Below are 18,343 nucleotides of genomic sequence, written 5' to 3' on the forward strand. Positions count from 1 at the left end.
ATTAATGGACTGTCTCTGTTTCTAAGGCATCCATGATGGTTTTATTGTAAATAATACGCCCAGGAGTAGTGTAAACATACTGAGCTAACACTTCGCCATCAGCAGTTTCTCTCACTTTGCGCCCTTCGTAATATTTCCAGACTGTGCCATCGGCAAGAGTTTCTTCTCTTTCTAGTTCATTCGCACCTTTTCCGTTTTCCACTTGTCCATCAAAGCGTACCCAAACATAGGCGTGTAAATCCACTAAGCCTTGTTCATAAGCCCGTAAAGCATCATCGAGGTTAGCATAGTAACCATCTTTACCTTTAGTGGCATAAGGATTTTCGGCAGTTAAATAGTAACAACCTAAAACCATATCCTGAGAAGGAGCAATAATCGGCTTACCAGTTGCAGGAGAGAGAATATTATGACAAGCCATCATTAACAGACGAGCTTCTGATTGGGCTTCAATGGAGAGAGGTACGTGTACCGCCATTTGGTCTCCGTCAAAGTCAGCGTTAAAGGGAGGACATACCAACGGATGAAGTTGAATCGCTCTTCCTTCTACTAATACAGGTTCAAAAGCCTGAATCCCTAAGCGGTGTAATGTAGGCGCACGGTTTAACAAGACGGGATGTCCTGAAATTACTTCCTCTAATACCCTCCAAATACCCGGATCTGCCTTTTGAATCATCTTTTTCGCCGCTTTGATATTATTGACAATACCAAGACGAATTAAGCGGTTAATGACGAAAGGTTGGAAAAGTTCGATCGCCATTTCTCTGGGTAAACCACATTGATAAATCTGTAGCTTAGGACCCACAACGATTACGGAACGTCCAGAATAGTCAACCCGTTTACCGAGGAGGTTTTGACGGAAACGACCTTGCTTACCTTCAATAATGTCAGAAAGAGATTTTAAAGGACGAGAATTACCACCGACAACAGTTCTTCCTCTTCTACCATTATCAATTAAAGCATCCACCGCTTCTTGTAACATCCGTTTTTCATTACGAATGATGATTTCAGGAGCAAGAATTTCTTGTAAGCGATTTAAACGATTATTACGGTTGATAACTCGACGATAAAGATCGTTTAAGTCAGAAGTAGCAAAACGCCCACCATCTAACTGTACCATCGGACGTAAATCAGGGGGAATAACAGGAATGACACTTAAAACCATCCACTCAGGTTTTGCCCCAGTAGCTACAAAGTTATCAATTAAGCGTAATCTTTTGATTAATTTTGCTCTTTTTTGCCCTTTGCTGTTAACAATTTCCTCTCTTAGTTTTTCGGCTTCTTCTTCGAGGTTAATATCCTGTAAGAGTCTTTCTACCGCTTCTGCCCCGATTCCAACTTCAATACCTTCTAACTCAGAATCTTCTGCGTAAATTTGTTCCTCAATTTCCATCCACTGGTCTTCAGTGAGTAATTGACGATAGCTTAAATTACTAGCGTTTCCGGGGTTTAAGACCACATGGGCGTTAAAATAAACTACTTGTTCCACATCACGCAAAGGCATATCTAGCAAAATGCTTAAGTAACTAGGAATACCTTTCAAATACCACACATGGGTAACAGGGGCGGCTAACTTAATATAACCCATGCGATGACGGCGTACTCTTGACTCGGTAACTTCTACACCGCAACGCTCACAAACAATCCCTCTATGACGTACTCTTTTATATTTTCCACACCAACATTCCCAATCTTTAGAAGGTCCAAAAATTCTCTCACAAAATAAACCATCCATTTCGGGTTTTAGGGTACGATAGTTAATTGTCTCAGGAGTGGTTACTTCTCCTACTACTGTACCATTTGGAAGGGTTCTTTCTCCCCATTGTCGGATACGTTCGGGGGATGCAATCCCAATTTTAACGTAATCAAACTGTCTCTCTTGTTGTTGATTTGGCATATTCAGCTCTGGCTTAACCCTTTGAATATTAATATTTATTCAGTTAGTTATAATGTTAATCTATATGCAATTACCGACTATATGAATTTAGACATTAGAGATAATTGTCAGATTGTCCATTATACTATACTTTGGTTAAGGTAGGGGCAAGGATAATTTATAAACTGACGTTACGCACTTATTCATGCGTTAAGTTTTGGTAGGTTTCAGGTTTCAGGTAACAGTTAGCAGGTTTAATTTTCATAAGATTACATTATTTTATCCAAGAATTTAAAACAAGAAAATCAATTAATATATTTTTTTTATCAATTCTTTAACCTAATACCTAACACCCGATACCTGACACATCAAAACAACAACTAATTATCTTTTTGCGTAACATCAGTTACAAACTTAAAACTTACATTAGAAACTGATGAGATAAGCTAAAAGCTCATTAATAACCTTGCTGATGACGGTTTAGAAATAGAGAATATTATTCCAGTCCAAAATAGTGGAAATTATTTTCATATATATCCTCTTGATTGGTGTAAATCTTCGGTTGTAAATCTTCGGTAGCGGGAGATGATGTAAATGTGGATTTTATTATCAAATTATCTTCGCTGATACTTGAAGGTTCAACACCTCTGACTATTAAAGGATTTAAGTTTTCGTCATTTTTTCTTAAAAGATCATGGTTAACTATCAAACGAACACCATTCATATCATTGAAAGTATCTACATCAACCATATACTGTACAGTAGTGTAAAAAGTACTACCATCCATTCTCGATTCCATGTAGTAAGCATTTATCGGTATTTGAGCAACTGATGAAATAGCAGATGTCAACCACAAAACAACCGTTAAATTTAAACTAGAGGCGAAGTAAAGTAGTTTTTTCATGGTCTCACCCCTTTTTTATCTCTCTTTATCTCAATTCTACTTATTCTGTAGTAACTATAACTACGGGATAATTACGCAAAAAATAAATAGTATCAATCGTAGAAATATGTAGTTAATTCTCTGTATATTTTCTTAGTTAGAGAAAAGATTTTCTACTGGTATTAAGATTGACTAAGATTATGTCAAAATGACCCTAATCTGATTTTAAGGAAACAGTTACAGGTAATTAAACAACTATGAAAATTTTATTTGTGGCGGCGGAAGTCGCTCCTATTGCTAAGGTTGGGGGTATGGGTGATGTAGTGGGTTCATTACCCAAAATTTTGAGAAAACAAGGTCATGATGTACGTATTTTTATTCCCTACTATGGTTTTTTACCTGATAAATTAGATATTCCTGCTGAACCAATTTGGTGGGGAGATGCTATGGGGCAGGAATTTACTGTCTATTCCACTTTATTACCTGAAACGGATATTCCTTTATATCTTTTTGGTCATCAAACTTTTGCCCGTCGTAATATTTATGGTGATCATGATGAGTATTGGCGCTTTACTTTTTTTGCTAATGGTGGAGCGGAGTTTGCTTGGAATTATTGGAAACCTGATATTGTTCACTGTCATGATTGGCATACGGGAATGATTCCTGTGTGGATGCACGAAACTCCAGATATTAGCACTGTTTTTACGATACATAATTTGGCTTATCGGGGTCCGGGTCGGGACTTATTACAGCAGATTACGTGGTGTCCTGAATATATGCGAGGGGAAAATGCGATCGCAGCCGCTTTACATTTTGCGAATGTGGTTAATACGGTTTCTCCTACCTATGCCCGTCAAATTCAAACCCCTGAGTATGGAGAAGGTTTACACGAATTATTGTCATGGATTAATGATAAATTAATTGGTATTGTTAATGGCATTGACACTGATAATTACAATCCAGCTACGGATAGATTTATTGCCCAAAACTTTACTATCCAAACCTTAGATCAACGCTTTCGGAATAAAGTTAAGTTACAAGAAGAATCGGGATTAGAAATTAATCGTAGTACTTTTCTTGTGGGTATGGTAAGCCGTTTAGTTGAACAAAAAGGTATTGATTTAGTCTTACAGATTATAGATCGCTTTCTTGGTTATACTGATGCTCAAATGGTAATACTAGGAACGGGCGATCGCAACTATGAATCCAAATTATGGGATATATCCAACCGCCATCGAGGAAGAATTTCCGTGCAGATAGTTCACAACGAAGCATTATCAAGACGTTTATATAGTGGTGTTGATGCTTTTTTGATGCCTTCTCGGTTTGAACCCTGTGGCTTAAGTCAACTTTTAGCTATGCGTTACGGTGCAATTCCTATTGTGCGTAAAACAGGAGGTTTATTAGATACGGTATCTTTTTTTGATCCCCATAATGAACAGGGTACAGGTTATTGTTTTGATCAGTATGATGCCCTAGATTTATATACAGCCTTAATTCGTGCCTACGAGGGTTATCGCTTTAAAAAAGACTGGCAAAAATTGCAGGTAAGGGCGATGAAACAAGATTTTAGTTGGGATAAATCAGCCCAAAAATATATAGAAATATATAAACAAGTGATGCCCCTAGTAAATATCTCTGAGGACGAAAAACAGGAAATTGCTATTGCCTCATAGTTAACCTCGGTTTGGTTTAAGAATATTGGATAAGGGTTCGGAGAGTTCGCTGCGCTCGTACACTCCTTTCAGTCGTGAACGGAGTTCAGAGTTTTTAATCTGAAAGGGGGACAATAACTCTAAAAACCTTATAGGTAGCAGGTAGCAGGTGTTAGGTGTTAGGTTTTGTATCCACTAATATTTATCATTATCTCCATTTACTCAATGGTTCAAATAATAGGCGAAACTATTGGATTATCAACATTTTGAGATAATATGTCTGGCTATTTATTTCGTAAATACAAAATACTGTTCATGTATTTGAAACCTGCAACCTGCAACCTGAAACCTGAAACCTACCTTCATTGCAGTTTCATTGTCTCCCCGTCAGGTTTTTAATTCTTAATTCTTAATTATTCACTATTCATTTTTGCCCCTTGCCCTTTTCTTATTAATTGATTTCTCCCAAAAACCATTTATTTTCTTTGACAAGAGTATGATGTTGCCAAGTATCATCAGTGTTAGGAAAATCAAGGCGATAATGGCCTCCTCTGCTTTCAGTGCGGAATTTGGCACTTTTTAAGATTAAATAGCCAATATCAAGTAAATTCAAAGTTTCTGCCCCTAGTTTTAACTGATTTTCACTGTCAAGGGATGTGAGTTGATAATTATTGTTAGGAGATATATTTCTAATTAATTGGCAAATGGATTGATTTTCTAATTCTTCTTTCCATGTTATCAAAGAAGCGATCGCATCTTCTAAACCTTTTTGAGTACGACAAATCCCAGCCCCTTCCCACATAAGAGTTGGTAATTGATTTCTAATGGATTGAATCAAAGGAATTTCTGCACTCCAATCATGATCAAATGTCTTAGTATCAAAGAAAATATCAGGAGTAGGGGCTAAGTCTTCCACAGACAAATTTCTGAAACTTTCCCCAAAAACCACACATTCCAACAACGAGTTACTAGCTAAACGATTTGCCCCATGAACTCCTGTACTAGCAGTTTCTCCAATGGCATATAAACCTTGAATCGAACTTTGATTATTAACATCCACTGCCACTCCTCCCATCCAATAATGAGCCGCAGGAGAAACAGGTATTGGTTGACAAAACAAATCAATGCCCCATTGTTGACACTTATTAATAATATTCGGGAAACGATATTCGATGCGCTTTCTGTCTATGGGGCGTAAATCCAAATATACTTTACCATGAGCAGGATTAGGGCAGGTTTTCTGTAGATGGGAATAAATCGCTCTACTAACTACATCTCTGGGGGCTAATTCTCCTTTAGGATGATAATCAAAGGCAAAGCGTCTTCCCGTCTCATCAATTAAGTGCGCCCCCTCTCCTCTCACTGCTTCACTAATTAAAAAACGAGGTGCATTGACAACATTTAATGCCGTAGGGTGAAATTGGAAAAATTCTAAATCCCTCAACAATGCCCCCCCACGCCAAGCTAAAGCCACTCCATCTCCTGTACTAACAGTGGGATTAGTGGTATGTGCAAACACTTGTCCTCCTCCCCCAGTGGCTAAAATGACTCCTTTTGCCAGTAGCCATTGAATTTTATTTTGGTGTAATAAACACAATCCCTGACATTTATTTTCTTCATGATTAATCCACAAACTTAGGGCGTATGCCTGTTCATAAACCTGAATATTTTTACTTTCTAATACCTTTTGTCTTAAAATAGATGCGATCGCTTTTCCCGTGGTATCTGCCGAATGAAGCACCCTCGGAAAAGAGTGGGCGGCTTCTAATGTCATCGCTAAATCCCCATTGGTGCGATCAAATTCTACCCCCATAGCAATCAGAGATTGAATAGATGTAGTCGCATTTTCTACTAAATATTGAACCGCAGTTTCATCACACAAACCAGCACCGGCTTTAAGAGTATCTTGTAAATGCAACCAAGGAGAATCATCTGAATCAATAGCCGCCGCAATACCTCCCTGAGCCCAATTACTTGCACCTTTTTTGAGCTTATCCTTAGTAATTAAGGCAATACGAAAATGAGAAGGCAAACATAAAGCGGCATATAAACCAGCCGCACCAGAACCAACAATAATAATATCAAATGGGGGAAAACAAGGGTTATTAGCGTTCAAGGTCAGGATTTTTTGCAGACTATATAAATATTGTTGCTCATTGTACCTAATCAATGGTCAGTTTGCCATGATTTTATTACCAAGTTGACTTGTTAGATCATCATCTGTTGACGTACGCATCAGCCTCAATTTCGACGAGCAGTTCAGGAGAGATTAGCTTACTTACTTCTACCATACTAGAAGCTGGACGAATCTCGCCAAAAAACTTTCCATGTGCTAAACCCACCTCTTCCCATCGAGAAATATCTGTGACATATATGCGAGTACGAACGACCTGAGTTAGCTTGGCACCAGCTTCTTCCAGAGCCGCTTCGATGTTCTTTAGTGCCTGAATTGTTTGTTCGTATGGATTATCAATACCAGTAATTCCTTCTGGTGTTGTTGCTGTAGTTCCCGATACATGAACATATGGACCAATTTTTACAGCTCGGGAGTAACCAACTAAGGATTCCCAAGGTGTTCCCGATGAGATGTTATAGCGTGTCATTTTTTGTCCTCTAAATAATGTAAGTTTCCAATTGCGAAGTAAATCAATAGTTTCATTGACATTAACTTTTAACCTAGCAAACAATGCCATAGTTAAATCAACCATTTTTTTTATTTTTTTGATTAATGATTCTCAACTTTTTATTTTTTAATACTTTTTTCATCGAACTCTGGTTCTGTCTTAATTTCGTCACGAAGTTTAACTTCCCACAACCATAAATCTCTATCGAAGAAAGACTCTTTAAAAACTATATTTTCGTTAGATTTTAACTCCAATTTCAAACTATCAGGCATATTTAAAAAATAAACTTTGTTAAAATCAGCAGGATATTGAAAATTTTGTAACTCTCTTTGATGGGAAAATAGTTGTAAATTTACATTTTCATTCAGTAGATAGCTAAGAGCGAAAAATGTACCAAAATGATAACCAAAGTCATTCCCGATAATTAAAGAAGGAGTATCATTATTAACAATATTAGCTACTGCAGTTAAATTGTAGTTAATATCTTTTGTCCATGCGGTAGTTGCATACATATTTTTAATATTTGCAGATAGTCCTAATATCAATAGAAATGCTAATAGTATTTTGGCAATTTTATATTTATAATAATTAATGCCTAAAAAGTAAGAAATAATTAACAATAAACCTAACTGACTAGGTACTAAGTAGCGAGATATAGTTCCCCGAATTCCCCCTAGCAATAAATCAGGAATAATAAGCATTAGTATGGGAGTTAAGCTAAAACAAAGAAGAAAAATTTTGATGTTTTTTTGACAATTTAACACTATATAAATAAAGGAATTAATAAGTAAAATAATGATTATACTAACTATATAAATATTTAGATGATAATTAAGGCTTGTTACTTCATTTAATAATAAAAATAAACGACCTACATTAATAAACAAATATTGAAAATAAATATTTAGGGGTAGTTGGGTTTCAGAAATCCATGCAGTAGCAATTTTATAAGTCTGAAAATTATTAAGAAAACCTATTAACCAAGGTAAAAAAGCAAAAAAACTTAGACTTAGAGAAAGAAAATAACAAAATAAATTTCTTCTATTCCATTGATTTAAGATAACTAAATAAATCCATTGAGAAAAAATGACTATCAACATTAAAGCTGATGTATAAATACCTGCGATTATGGATAGTGTATAAATACCCCAATATAAACAAGCTAATTTAATGGATGTTGTTTTTAATGCTTTTAATAAATATAAATAGGAAGTAAGAATAAATAATGTCCACAAACTATATTCTCTTGCTTCTTGAGAAAATAAAATAAAAAAAGGAGAATTGGCAATGAGTAGGGTAAAAATTAAATTAATTTTTTGATTATTAAATATTTGCTGACTTAAAAGATAAGCAATTGGTAAAATTAAAACACCACTAATGATAGATAAAACTCTGGCAGAAATAATATTATCACCCCAAATATATAACCAAAATCTAGCCAATAAATAATATAAAGGTGGATGGTGAGGATCATCGATTAATAGTCCTTTTATGGTATCAACAAAAGTGCTATCTTGGAGATTATTTTTCAGTGTTAAAGATGAGAATAAATCTTGAGGGTGAATAATGCTACCATTAAAAAAATGTGCTTTTAATTCTTGAGAATAGTAGCCAACAATATGTAATTGACTATGGATTTCATCATGCCAAATTATTTTCGATGTTAAATTCGTTAAACGAAACAATAAAGCAAATAAAATAATCAAAATAATGGCGAAATTAATCCGCCTGAAAAATAAGTTTATGAAGATGTTTTTTGACACTATTTTCTCTTAACATATATTTAGTCTATTTTTATAGACAAATTTTTTTATCTTTTGTTTCAACTTTTATTCAAGATTAATTTTTGCCAACACAGGACAACATAAATTCCGAGTTAAACTAAAAGTGATAAGTTCTTTAATTTTATTCCTTATTGCTAGTTAATGTTTGCTGTTGGGAATCAAAAAGCCATAAAACGAAAAATTGAGACATAATTATATTATTCAAAAAATGAGTAATTTTCAGCAATTTTACTCAAAAACTATTCATACAGCCTACGATCGCATTTATCGCGATGAAATACATTTTAATTACAAAATTTAAAATTGGTTAATTGTGACATAAATTATTATTGAAAAACTCGAAACATCTAACACTCACTCAAAATATTATTATCGTTACCATTGCCTATTGTCTATTTCCTATTCCCAATCTAAATTTAAAATCATCGCTTAATTCACCAATACCCAAAACTCTTATTTCTTACCCTCATCTAAACAGTTTTAAAGCACCTTTAATAAATTTCCCCCAATCCTAAGAAATCACACAATAATGTGATTCTCCAATGTCAACTTTGCTTGAGGTGTGGAAATGAGGGAAAAATATTAGTCTTAGGGAATAACTTCTAATTGATCTAAACGAAACCATGTGCTAGGAGTAGGGGTATAAAATCTCACTAAAGCATATTCATCGTTTAAATCTAAAATTTCTCCCTTGCTTTCAAAAATATATGCAGGAAAACGAACATCACTAGCTTTTGCTTCCAAGCTACCTTCTAGTTTTTCCTTGATAACTTTGACGAAAGTGCCTTTTTTGATTTTGGTTGCCATATTAGTAATTACTAAATTTATAACAATAATTAATTTGTAAATAGAATACACTCAACAAGGTTATAGTTTAAGTTCTCTAACTCTTTTCTTTATTTTCTGACCTTTACTATTAGGTTTTATTTTCCTTACCGAGTATAAATAATTACCTCATCATTCTGCCATTTTTCTTGCTCAACTTCAAAAATCAATATATTTTGGCAAAGAATTTTTTTCTATTTTACCATTCCTAATTAAGATGCGGTTGCACTGTGCCATTTCGTGACCAAATCCCTGACTGAATCTTGTTCTTGATAATAACTCGCTAAAATAACGGGCAGGAAAAATAATTAAATCTGCGGGGCTTTGTAAGGCTATTTTCCCCAGATGGGGTAAATTCATTAAATTTGCTGGAATTTCTAAAACAGAGGCAATCCAGTCTTCATAAGGGGTGTCTAAATGAGCAATTCGCACTGACTCTCTGAACACTTCTAATAAATCATGATCCCCAAAGGCGAAAAAAGGATCTCGACAATTATCACTGGCAAAAGCAACCCTAACCCCTGCTTGTTTTAATTCTTTAACTCTCGTCACACCGCGCCAAAAAGGAGTTTTTCCTGCTTCTCTGTCTTGTAAATATAAATTACACATAGGAAGACTTACAACGGCAATATTTGCTTCTTTAACTAACTTAATAATCTCATCAGCTTTTTCGGGGCTTTGAACTGCTAAACTACAACAGTGACCACAGAGAATATCTTGATTAAAATTTGTTTTTAAGGCGGTTTCGGCAATTTTTTGCAAACATATTGACTCAACTTCTCCACTCTCATCAGCATGAAAGTCTAAGGCTAGATTTCTCTCTTTTGCTAACTCAAACACTTTTTCTATCTGGGTATCAATCTCTGGATTCATGTAGGCGACTCCCCCCAATACGCCCCCCATTTCCGCAATTTTATCGGCTAATTTTTCTCCTTCAGGGGTAAGGAAATAGTCCAAACTAACTAGAGGCACTACTTGTAAGCTGATTTTTCCTTGCCATTCTTGTCGTAACTGTTGCCATACTTTAAGACTAATCTCCGCCTGATTGTCGTGACAGTCTAAATGAGTGCGAAGTGCAATTGTACCTTGACTATAACTACATTGTAAACCAAAACTCATCCGCCGATACAAGTCTTCTTCATTCCATCGTTGACTATCTTCCCTCACGGTTGCTAAGGCTGTCTGGAAATCTCCCTGTAAGTTAGGGCTTCGCTCCCAAATATGTCCTTTATCAAGGTGAGTATGAATATCAACAAAACAGGGTAAAACAATTCCTTTTTTTAAGTCGATACCAATGGTATTTTCACAAGCAGGAATAATTTGAGTTATCTTACCCTGACTAATTTCTATATCACATAAACATAAATTTTCTCTTGTAGTATCAGAAAATAAATGCAAATTATCTTTAATTAAACATAGGGGAATATGAGCATTTTTCAGCCAATATCGAGGATGACTAACCAACATAATAAATTTGTGACTATTACTATCAAATACTATTATCCCCTAGTAACGTAATTATTCCCAGTCAAAAAGAGGATCATTTTCTTCTTGTAAATCTCTACTAAATTCTGTTCTTTGACGATTGCTTCTATTAAGATTTTTTCTTTTATTGTCAGCACTTTTATTAGTAAAAAAAACAGGTAATAACCACCCTAAAATAAATCCTATAGCTACCATTATCGATAATAATACCCCAATAGGAATAGAAATTGATTCAAACATGAAAAATTTAAGGCTTACTTTATCTATATTTTGAATAGAAAATACCGCTATTAAAATAAGCCAAAAACTAATTATTAAATTAATAAATAACTTTTTTGTTATTCCCATCTTTTTTAATTTTCCAATAACTGATTAAGTTAGGACACATTAAATTTACCTTGTTTATTAATTGTAAAAATGATTCAAGTGCTTATCTGTTGCCCGTTGCCTAGTGCCTAACGCTCCTGATAATTTAGATGCGTCCTAGTTGACTGATAGCTGATAGCGATAAAACCTTTATTTCATGTATTTTACTTGTAAATTACTAGGAGAGATGCGATCGCCTTCTAAGTGAATACCTCTGTTATTAGCAGAAAGATGACGTAAAATTTTATAAATAGCTTCTATATCCTGTGATTTGTCTATTTTATCCGCTATTTCTTGGATTGTAAGAGATTGACTATTATTTTGAATCAAATCCAATACTTCTTTTTGCAAAGCTAAAATTGATGCGGCGGCTTTTTTCCCTGCTTCTACCCCGGGTTGATGGTAAGCATTGATATTAACTAAATAAGCATAAATACTTACGGCTCTCTCGTAAAGGGCAATTAACGCACCAACAGTATAGGGAGTAACTTCATTCACCGTGACAGTAATGGAATCTCTACCATTATCATAAAGGGCTTGACGAGTACCTTGTAAGAAGCCAGACAGATAATCACCGCTAGTAACATTTTTCTCTAACTCAATAGATTTAGTTTCTCTATCTTTTAAAACCTCAATAAAAGTAACAAAAAAGTTGCTGATGCCTTCTCTTAATTGTTGTACATAGGCGTGTTGATCTGTAGATCCTTTGTTACCATAAACAGCAATACCTTGATAAACGCTATTACCATCTAAGTCTTTTTCTTTGCCAAGGGATTCCATTACTAACTGTTGCAGATAACGGCTAAAGAGCAAAAGGCTATCTTTGTAGGGCAACATAACCATATCTTTTTCACCCCTTCCATTTCCTGCATAGTACCATGATAGTGCTAACAAAGCAGAAGGATTATTTTTAACATTAGTTTCTCTGGTGGCAATATCCATTTCCTTTGCCCCTGCCAACATGGCATCAATATCGATACCTTCTAAAGCGGCTGGTAATAGACCCACGGAGGATAGTTCTGATGTCCTACCGCCTACCCAATCAAACATGGGAAAGCAATCTAACCAGTCTTCTTCTTGAACGATTTGATATAGTTTACTACTATCATCCATCATGGTGATGGCAACTGCTTGACGAGCAAAATTTAATCCTTGTTTCTCGTAGGCGTGTTTTGCTTCTAGCATTCCGTTACGGGTTTCTGGAGTACCGCCAGATTTACTAATAACTAATACTAAAGTTGTCTTGAGACGGTCTTTAATTTGTGTTAAGGTGCGATCGATTCCATCCGGATCTGTGTTATCAATAAAGTGAATCTTTAACTGAGGATTAATATCTGCTAAGGCTTGGGAAACGAATTGAGGGCCTAAAGCAGAGCCTCCAATACCAATAGAGAGTAAATCGGTGAATTTTTCTCCGAATGGTGTTTTTATCGCTCCTGAATGAACTTTTTGGGTGAAATCTTTAATTTTTACGAGACAATCTTCTATTTCTCTTTTAATTTCCTGATTAGGTGCAATATCTGTATTTCTTAGCCAATAATGTCCCACCATTCTTTTTTCATCGGGATTTGCGATCGCACCCTGTTCTAATTTTGCCACAGATTCAAAAGCAACAGCAAATTTAGGAAGCATAGATTCATAAAAACTATCATCAAAACCCATGCGACTAACATCAATATATAAATCTAAAGTGGGGTGATAATAAAGCCAATCTTGATAACGTTGCCAAAGTCGTAAATTGTCCATAAACTTAATCCTGATATTTACCTATCATTTTCTCATTATTACCCACATTTTTTATGTAGAACTAAGAATATCACATATATTGTATAGATTTTCAAGGATATTTACGGGTCAAACTCATTTGAGTTCGATATAAAATTATCGCTTAAGTTAGGTAAAAAGCAAGAGGCAAAGGTAAAGATAAATTGAAAAGAGTGTAGGAGTGCAACGAACTCTCATTACTTGTTTCTCCCTAACACCCCTGAAACCTGAAACCTGAAACCTGACACCTACCCTTATAGGTAAACTCAGGTATTAGATAAAAAAATAGACAACAAAAAAGGGGCTAACCAAAATTAACTGATTAACCCCCACTATTGGGAACGCACTTTTTTTTAGCCAGAAAATGACATTATTTAAGAACTAACTTGACGTTAGCGTTTTGTAAACCACGTTGCTTAACTTCGCTTAAAGTTTTGTTAACCGCATATTTTTGGTTAATAGAGTTGATTAACTCAGTTTGATTATGCTTTTTAGCAACGCCCCAGAGATCAGCGATTAGATCAAAGCTACCATCAGCATTACGAGACCAACCGAGATCATATTCTCCATCTAATACTGCCACGATGTCAGCACGAATGCGTTGGCTGTTGTAGCCACGAACATCAGCGTCAGTTTTGACATTAATACCTAAGTCTTTTAAAGAATTAGTTAAGATTTCAGCATCTGTGATTTTGGTTCTTAAGGTGCTAAAATGAGACATGGGGAATTCCTCCTAAAAGATTAATAAAAACAACAAACAATTAAAAAGTAAGTAAAAAGCACATAATGTGCTATGAAAACTGTTAGCCTAAGCTAACCTTTCTCCGAAGCAGAGAAAGCCTGTTAAAACTCCATGCGTTGATATTCCGCTATGGAGGACGAAGCAGGTCGGGCGCGTTGTCTTGCCCAGTCTCGTAGTGCAGAGACCTGCTCAGTCATGGTACGGGATAGGGGCAATGTAGCCTTGATAGCGGCAATGATGTCTAGCTGTGTAAACTCTCGCTCTTGGGCAAAAGCCTCATACATAGCCGCTACGATCGCTTGTTCTATTTCTGCCCCTGAAAACCCGTCGGAAACTTTTGCTAATTGATCCAGATCAAATCTGTCAATATCATGGCGACGTTTTTTGAGGTGAATATGGAAAATCGCTTCTCTTTCTTGGGCATTAGGTAAATCGACGAAAAAGATTTCGTCAAAACGACCTTTGCGTAAAAACTCACCGGGCAATTTTTCTAAACGGTTAGCCGTTGCCATTACGAATACAGGAGATTGTTTTTCCTGCATCCATGTGAGGAATGAACCGAAAATACGACTAGATGTTCCTCCGTCGGAATCTCCAGACCCTGCACTACCAGCGAAGGCTTTGTCTAACTCATCGATAAAGAGTATAGCAGGAGAAATTGATTCTGCGGTTTTTAAGGCACTGCGTAAATTGGCTTCAGATTTACCAACCATCGAGCCATCATAGACTCTACCCATATCTAAGCGAAGTAAGGGTAAACCCCACAATTTAGAAGTGGTCTTGGCAATGAGTGACTTTCCACACCCAGGTACGCCTAGAATCAGCATTCCTTTGGGTTGAGGTAGTCCATAATCTCTTGCTTTTTCGGTGAAAGCCTGAGAACGTTGGGTTAACCAGTGTTTCAGTTCTTCTAAACCACCTACTCCGTTGATAGTTTCATCCTCTTCGATATAGTCTAGGATACCGTTACGACGGATTAGTTGCTTCTTCTCAGAAAGGACAATCTCAACCTCTTCATCGCTTAATTTTCCTGCCTTGACTAAGGCTTTACGATATACCTTTTCCGCTTCATCGATGGTTAAACCTAATGCGGCACGACGCAGTCTTTCCTTAATTTCAGGCTGTAACTGCTTTCCTCTGGCTCTTTTGAGGGCTTTTTCCAAAACCTGATCCAATTCACTGGCTTGGGGCAAGGGAAAATCCAAAACCACGAGGTCTTTTTCCAATTCCAAAGGGGTTTGTTGATAAGGGGACATTAATATAATGATCTTATCTGTACCTTTGAAAGAGGCGATCGCATCTCTTAACCAACGGGTAACGGGGGGAGACTCCAAGTAAGGATGTAAGTCTTTGAAGATATAGATTCCTGCTTCTTTTTGTCTGACAACCCACTCGATCGCCGCTTCAGGGGACACAGTGTTATGTTGTACAGAACTGCCATTAGGATTATCTAACTCTACCAGACCACGAGTAACAGTCCAAGCATAAATGCGAGGGGGATTCTTGTCATTGGACTCTGCCACTATATCGGCGATCGCCTTTTCAGCTCTTTCTTCCTCGGATGTCACCAAGTAGATGAGAGGATATTGAGCTTTAATGAGAGTGTTTAGTTCTTCTTTCATGGGATCAACCTCTTTAGTATAGGCAGTTTACTGTCGTTACCGACTATGAATCACCGTTTAGCAGGGAATTAACTCCTCTTGCCCTTCTGTACCAGTAGTCACGGAAGATTTTTCGCCAATTAAGGGAAACTCTTCATCAACAATACTAGGTTGGTTTTTCAACGAAATCATTTTGCCATCACGCATTACCATTGCGGCATTACACTCAGGGCAAACGTGTACTTGGTGAGTTTTGCCATAACTGGCCTCTACTTCCTCCACGGTTTCCGGATGTTGAAGATAAAAGCTAATAGCTTTTTCGACTAAAGCTGACATGGAATCAGTTTCGATCGCCGCCTTTACTTTCAATTGACGGTGTAAGGTAGGTGGAAGATAAAGAGTAACTTTTTGCTTATCTTGCATATTCGCTTTATTTTGATATGCCCAAATTGCGATGTTTTTAATTTAACTGCTTTTTTTTCATCTGTCAAGATGTCAACCCGTTATAACGGTAATATTGTTACAAAACTTTACATTAATCTGATAAAATCATCTCAGTTTGACGCAATAATACCTTAATTTAGAAAGGTTTGAGGGCATAGGAATTGAAATTAGTTTTAAAGAATATTGAGATATTTATGAGTTTGCAAACTCATCCGCCATTGTGAATGAGAAAGAATATAGTCTATGACTAATTTTTGACTAGCAGGATTTTCCCACTGAGGTTGTAAGTATTTGACTGTATATTTAGGTAGTTTTTCCGCCTCTGAAGCCGCCCATTTTAAATCGTTTTCATTATCAATAACTACCTTTAATTCATCTACGTGAGCATAAATACTTTCATGGGGCTTTTTATATGGTTTAGGAGAAAGAGTTACCCAATCAAATTCCCCAGTAAAAACATTGCTTCCAGAAGTTTCTAAATGAGTTTGATAACCTCCATATTTCAATATTTTAGTTAAAGGTAGAAGATTGTGTAACAAAGGCTCTCCTCCGGTGATAATAATATGTTTAGTCTCAACCGTATTGATTTCATTCAATAAATTTTCTACCGTAAACAGAGGGTGTTTTTTCATTGACCAAGTTTCTTTTTGATCACACCAAGGGCAGTAAACATCACATCCTGCCAGGCGAATAAAAAAAGCATTAACCCCTGCCCAAAAGCCTTCCCCTTGTAAAGAATGAAAAATCTCCACCACAGGATACTCTACTTTTAAATAGTCTTTTATATCTTCTTCTTTTTTATTAAATAAAAGCATTGACCTTACTCCTATATTAAAAATATTAGTTTATAACGCCGAAATAATTAATGATTAAGTTATCATCACTATTGTTAATGATTTCGTGATTTTCTTTTGGTTCAACTAAGACACAAACACCTTTTTCTAAAATATATTCTCGCTCATTAATTTTAATAATTCCCGTTCCTTGTTCTACATAAAAAACTTCCCACATATCATCATGATTATGAACATATGCAATTTGTTGAGGAGCGAAAATAGCCTGTGAAAAATTAGTAATATGGGGTAATTTTCCCTTGCTTAAAATAGTCTTTTTTTTTATAGATTGATTATGAGATACTGACTGATTAGGTAAATTTTTTAGAGAAATATATTCCATACTGACCAAGGAATTTATATTTTTATAGACATATTATTATAAACTATTTTAAACCTCAGATGTAATGTAAATACAGAAAACTTTTATTTGCTTTTGTCACCGGCAAAACTTGAGAGTGAAACAACTTTAGGATGAAAAGTCACCAAATTATCAACGGCAAAAATTTTTTCTACTATTGACTTTAAAACATTAACCACGACACTATTGCCAAATTGTTTATAGGCAATATTTTTACTATCACTAATTACAAAATCGTCGGGAAATCCCATAATTCTGGCACATTCTCTTGATGCTAATTTCCTGATTTTACCATTGATTAAATAAATTCCTGTTTTCGCACCGGCGCCACCACCATAAGCTGATAGAGTGATAGCATGACCAAATTGATGATATATTCTTTCTCCCTGTCCACCTTTATTAATCATCCCGATTCTGATGGGTTTTTGTGGATAATTACCGAAAATATCTCTATTTATCTCTAAATTATTCTTAATTTTTATATCACTTCTATTAATAATAAAATCTTTAATTTCTGAGTCATCTAAACAAAAATCGATTAAACTGGTTGCTTTACTATAACTATGAGGAAAGATAAACTTTTTCACGTTTAAATCTTTTCTAAAACCTAGAATATAGATTCTTTCTCGCTTTTGAGGTACACCAAAATTAGAAGCATTTAACACTTTATAAAAAACATCATAACCAATCTCATTTAAACTATTTTCAACAACTTTTAAAGTTTTTCCCTCATCATGCCTGGCAAAATTTTTCACATTTTCTAAGATTAATAATGACGGTTGATGATATTGAGCAATTCTCACAATATCAAAAAATAAAGTACCCCTAGTATCATTAAACCCTAATTGTTTTCCCGAAATACTAAAGGCTTGACAAGGAAAACCAGCACACAAAATATCATGACTAGGAATCTCATTTTCGGGAATTATCGTTATATCTCCTTCGGGTAAAATTCCATAATTTTTTAAGTAAATTCCCTGACAATGTTTATCCCATTCAGAAGCGAAAACACATTTAGCACCATAATAACTTAATGCTTGGTGAAAACCACCAATTCCTGCAAATAAATCGATAAATTTTACATATTTTAAAACTTTCATTCA

At 35.5% G+C, this 18,343-nt stretch carries 16 protein-coding genes and 1 pseudogene; 1 reads left to right on the plus strand and 16 read right to left on the minus strand.

Features of this window, described 5'->3' with window-relative positions; translation table 11 throughout:
* Position 1: 1 nt before the first annotated feature.
* Both CYAN10605_RS14930 and CYAN10605_RS14935 read right to left on the minus strand, forming a co-directional pair.
* The gene (locus CYAN10605_RS14930; protein ID WP_015220777.1) at positions 2-1,894 is read right to left on the minus strand and encodes a DNA-directed RNA polymerase subunit gamma; all 1,893 of its coding nucleotides are present in this window, start codon (positions 1,892-1,894) and stop codon (positions 2-4) included.
* 475 nt (positions 1,895-2,369) lie between these two features.
* Entirely contained in the window at positions 2,370-2,777 is a 408-nt protein-coding gene (locus CYAN10605_RS14935; protein ID WP_015220778.1) for a hypothetical protein, read from the minus strand.
* A 236-nt stretch (positions 2,778-3,013) separates the two neighbouring features.
* Here CYAN10605_RS14935 and glgA point away from each other — a divergent pair, with 236 nt between their 5' ends.
* A complete protein-coding gene (glgA, locus tag CYAN10605_RS14940) occupies positions 3,014-4,432 on the plus strand; it encodes a glycogen synthase GlgA (protein ID WP_015220779.1) in 1,419 nt (472 codons plus the stop codon).
* A gap of 430 nt (positions 4,433-4,862) precedes the next feature.
* Here glgA and nadB read toward each other — a convergent pair whose 3' ends face one another.
* The 14 genes and pseudogenes from nadB to CYAN10605_RS15005 all read right to left on the minus strand — a co-directional run bounded on the left by nadB (position 4,863) and on the right by CYAN10605_RS15005 (position 18,340).
* Positions 4,863-6,527 (minus strand): L-aspartate oxidase, encoded by a 1,665-nt coding sequence (gene nadB / locus CYAN10605_RS14945; RefSeq protein ID WP_041922547.1) that lies wholly within the window; start codon positions 6,525-6,527, stop codon positions 4,863-4,865.
* Between the two features lie 100 nt (positions 6,528-6,627).
* A complete protein-coding gene (locus tag CYAN10605_RS14950) occupies positions 6,628-7,014 on the minus strand; it encodes a RidA family protein (protein WP_041922939.1) in 387 nt (128 codons plus the stop codon).
* A 15-nt stretch (positions 7,015-7,029) separates the two neighbouring features.
* Positions 7,030-7,131 (minus strand): annotated as a pseudogene (locus tag CYAN10605_RS19465) (IS1 family transposase); the annotation flags it as partial.
* Between the two features lie 23 nt (positions 7,132-7,154).
* Complete coding sequence (locus CYAN10605_RS14955; protein WP_041922548.1) at positions 7,155-8,741, minus strand: glycosyltransferase family 39 protein; 1,587 nt, start codon at positions 8,739-8,741, stop codon at positions 7,155-7,157.
* 666 nt (positions 8,742-9,407) lie between these two features.
* Positions 9,408-9,626 (minus strand): NAD(P)H-quinone oxidoreductase subunit O, encoded by a 219-nt coding sequence (locus CYAN10605_RS14960; protein WP_015220783.1) that lies wholly within the window; start codon positions 9,624-9,626, stop codon positions 9,408-9,410.
* 177 nt (positions 9,627-9,803) lie between these two features.
* Positions 9,804-11,111, minus strand: coding sequence for a cytosine deaminase (locus CYAN10605_RS14965; protein ID WP_015220784.1), 1,308 nt, complete (start codon positions 11,109-11,111; stop codon positions 9,804-9,806).
* 51 nt (positions 11,112-11,162) lie between these two features.
* Positions 11,163-11,477 carry a lipopolysaccharide assembly protein LapA domain-containing protein gene (locus CYAN10605_RS14970; protein ID WP_015220785.1) on the minus strand — a complete coding sequence of 105 codons (315 nt, stop codon included), beginning with the start codon at positions 11,475-11,477 and terminating at the stop codon, positions 11,163-11,165.
* A gap of 168 nt (positions 11,478-11,645) precedes the next feature.
* Positions 11,646-13,241 (minus strand): glucose-6-phosphate isomerase, encoded by a 1,596-nt coding sequence (locus CYAN10605_RS14975; protein WP_015220786.1) that lies wholly within the window; start codon positions 13,239-13,241, stop codon positions 11,646-11,648.
* Positions 13,242-13,629: 388 nt separating this feature from the next.
* On the minus strand, positions 13,630-13,980 hold the full coding sequence (locus tag CYAN10605_RS14980; RefSeq protein ID WP_015220787.1) for a DUF1257 domain-containing protein: 351 nt from the start codon (positions 13,978-13,980) through the stop codon (positions 13,630-13,632).
* A 122-nt stretch (positions 13,981-14,102) separates the two neighbouring features.
* Positions 14,103-15,623 carry a stress-responsive protein Ycf46 gene (gene ycf46 / locus CYAN10605_RS14985; protein ID WP_015220788.1) on the minus strand — a complete coding sequence of 507 codons (1,521 nt, stop codon included), beginning with the start codon at positions 15,621-15,623 and terminating at the stop codon, positions 14,103-14,105.
* A 57-nt stretch (positions 15,624-15,680) separates the two neighbouring features.
* Positions 15,681-16,025 (minus strand): slr0373 family blue light stress response protein, encoded by a 345-nt coding sequence (locus CYAN10605_RS14990; protein ID WP_015220789.1) that lies wholly within the window; start codon positions 16,023-16,025, stop codon positions 15,681-15,683.
* 194 nt (positions 16,026-16,219) lie between these two features.
* Positions 16,220-16,861: a 7-carboxy-7-deazaguanine synthase QueE gene (locus CYAN10605_RS14995; RefSeq protein ID WP_015220790.1), complete on the minus strand. Its 642-nt coding sequence runs from the start codon at positions 16,859-16,861 to the stop codon at positions 16,220-16,222.
* A gap of 25 nt (positions 16,862-16,886) precedes the next feature.
* Entirely contained in the window at positions 16,887-17,222 is a 336-nt protein-coding gene (locus CYAN10605_RS15000; protein WP_015220791.1) for a cupin domain-containing protein, read from the minus strand.
* An 83-nt stretch (positions 17,223-17,305) separates the two neighbouring features.
* Positions 17,306-18,340: a DNA cytosine methyltransferase gene (locus tag CYAN10605_RS15005; protein WP_015220792.1), complete on the minus strand. Its 1,035-nt coding sequence runs from the start codon at positions 18,338-18,340 to the stop codon at positions 17,306-17,308.
* Positions 18,341-18,343: the final 3 nt, after the last annotated feature.

Origin of the sequence: Cyanobacterium aponinum PCC 10605 (assembly GCF_000317675.1) — a bacterium.
GTDB lineage: Bacteria > Cyanobacteriota > Cyanobacteriia > Cyanobacteriales > Cyanobacteriaceae > PCC-10605.

What these genes read in the sequence shown, in the direction of transcription:
- CYAN10605_RS14930 (WP_015220777.1), bottom strand. Translation starts at nt 1,894, where the DNA reads ATGCCAAATCAACAACAAGAGAGACAGTTTGATTACGTTAAAATTGGG.
- CYAN10605_RS14935 (WP_015220778.1), bottom strand. Translation starts at nt 2,777, where the DNA reads ATGAAAAAACTACTTTACTTCGCCTCTAGTTTAAATTTAACGGTTGTT.
- glgA (WP_015220779.1), top strand. Translation starts at nt 3,014, where the DNA reads ATGAAAATTTTATTTGTGGCGGCGGAAGTCGCTCCTATTGCTAAGGTT.
- CYAN10605_RS14950 (WP_041922939.1), bottom strand. Translation starts at nt 7,014, where the DNA reads ATGACACGCTATAACATCTCATCGGGAACACCTTGGGAATCCTTAGTT.
- CYAN10605_RS14960 (WP_015220783.1), bottom strand. Translation starts at nt 9,626, where the DNA reads ATGGCAACCAAAATCAAAAAAGGCACTTTCGTCAAAGTTATCAAGGAA.
- CYAN10605_RS14965 (WP_015220784.1), bottom strand. Translation starts at nt 11,111, where the DNA reads ATGTTGGTTAGTCATCCTCGATATTGGCTGAAAAATGCTCATATTCCC.
- CYAN10605_RS14970 (WP_015220785.1), bottom strand. Translation starts at nt 11,477, where the DNA reads ATGGGAATAACAAAAAAGTTATTTATTAATTTAATAATTAGTTTTTGG.
- CYAN10605_RS14975 (WP_015220786.1), bottom strand. Translation starts at nt 13,241, where the DNA reads ATGGACAATTTACGACTTTGGCAACGTTATCAAGATTGGCTTTATTAT.
- CYAN10605_RS14980 (WP_015220787.1), bottom strand. Translation starts at nt 13,980, where the DNA reads ATGTCTCATTTTAGCACCTTAAGAACCAAAATCACAGATGCTGAAATC.
- ycf46 (WP_015220788.1), bottom strand. Translation starts at nt 15,623, where the DNA reads ATGAAAGAAGAACTAAACACTCTCATTAAAGCTCAATATCCTCTCATC.
- CYAN10605_RS14990 (WP_015220789.1), bottom strand. Translation starts at nt 16,025, where the DNA reads ATGCAAGATAAGCAAAAAGTTACTCTTTATCTTCCACCTACCTTACAC.
- CYAN10605_RS14995 (WP_015220790.1), bottom strand. Translation starts at nt 16,861, where the DNA reads ATGCTTTTATTTAATAAAAAAGAAGAAGATATAAAAGACTATTTAAAA.
- CYAN10605_RS15000 (WP_015220791.1), bottom strand. Translation starts at nt 17,222, where the DNA reads ATGGAATATATTTCTCTAAAAAATTTACCTAATCAGTCAGTATCTCAT.
- CYAN10605_RS15005 (WP_015220792.1), bottom strand. Translation starts at nt 18,340, where the DNA reads ATGAAAGTTTTAAAATATGTAAAATTTATCGATTTATTTGCAGGAATT.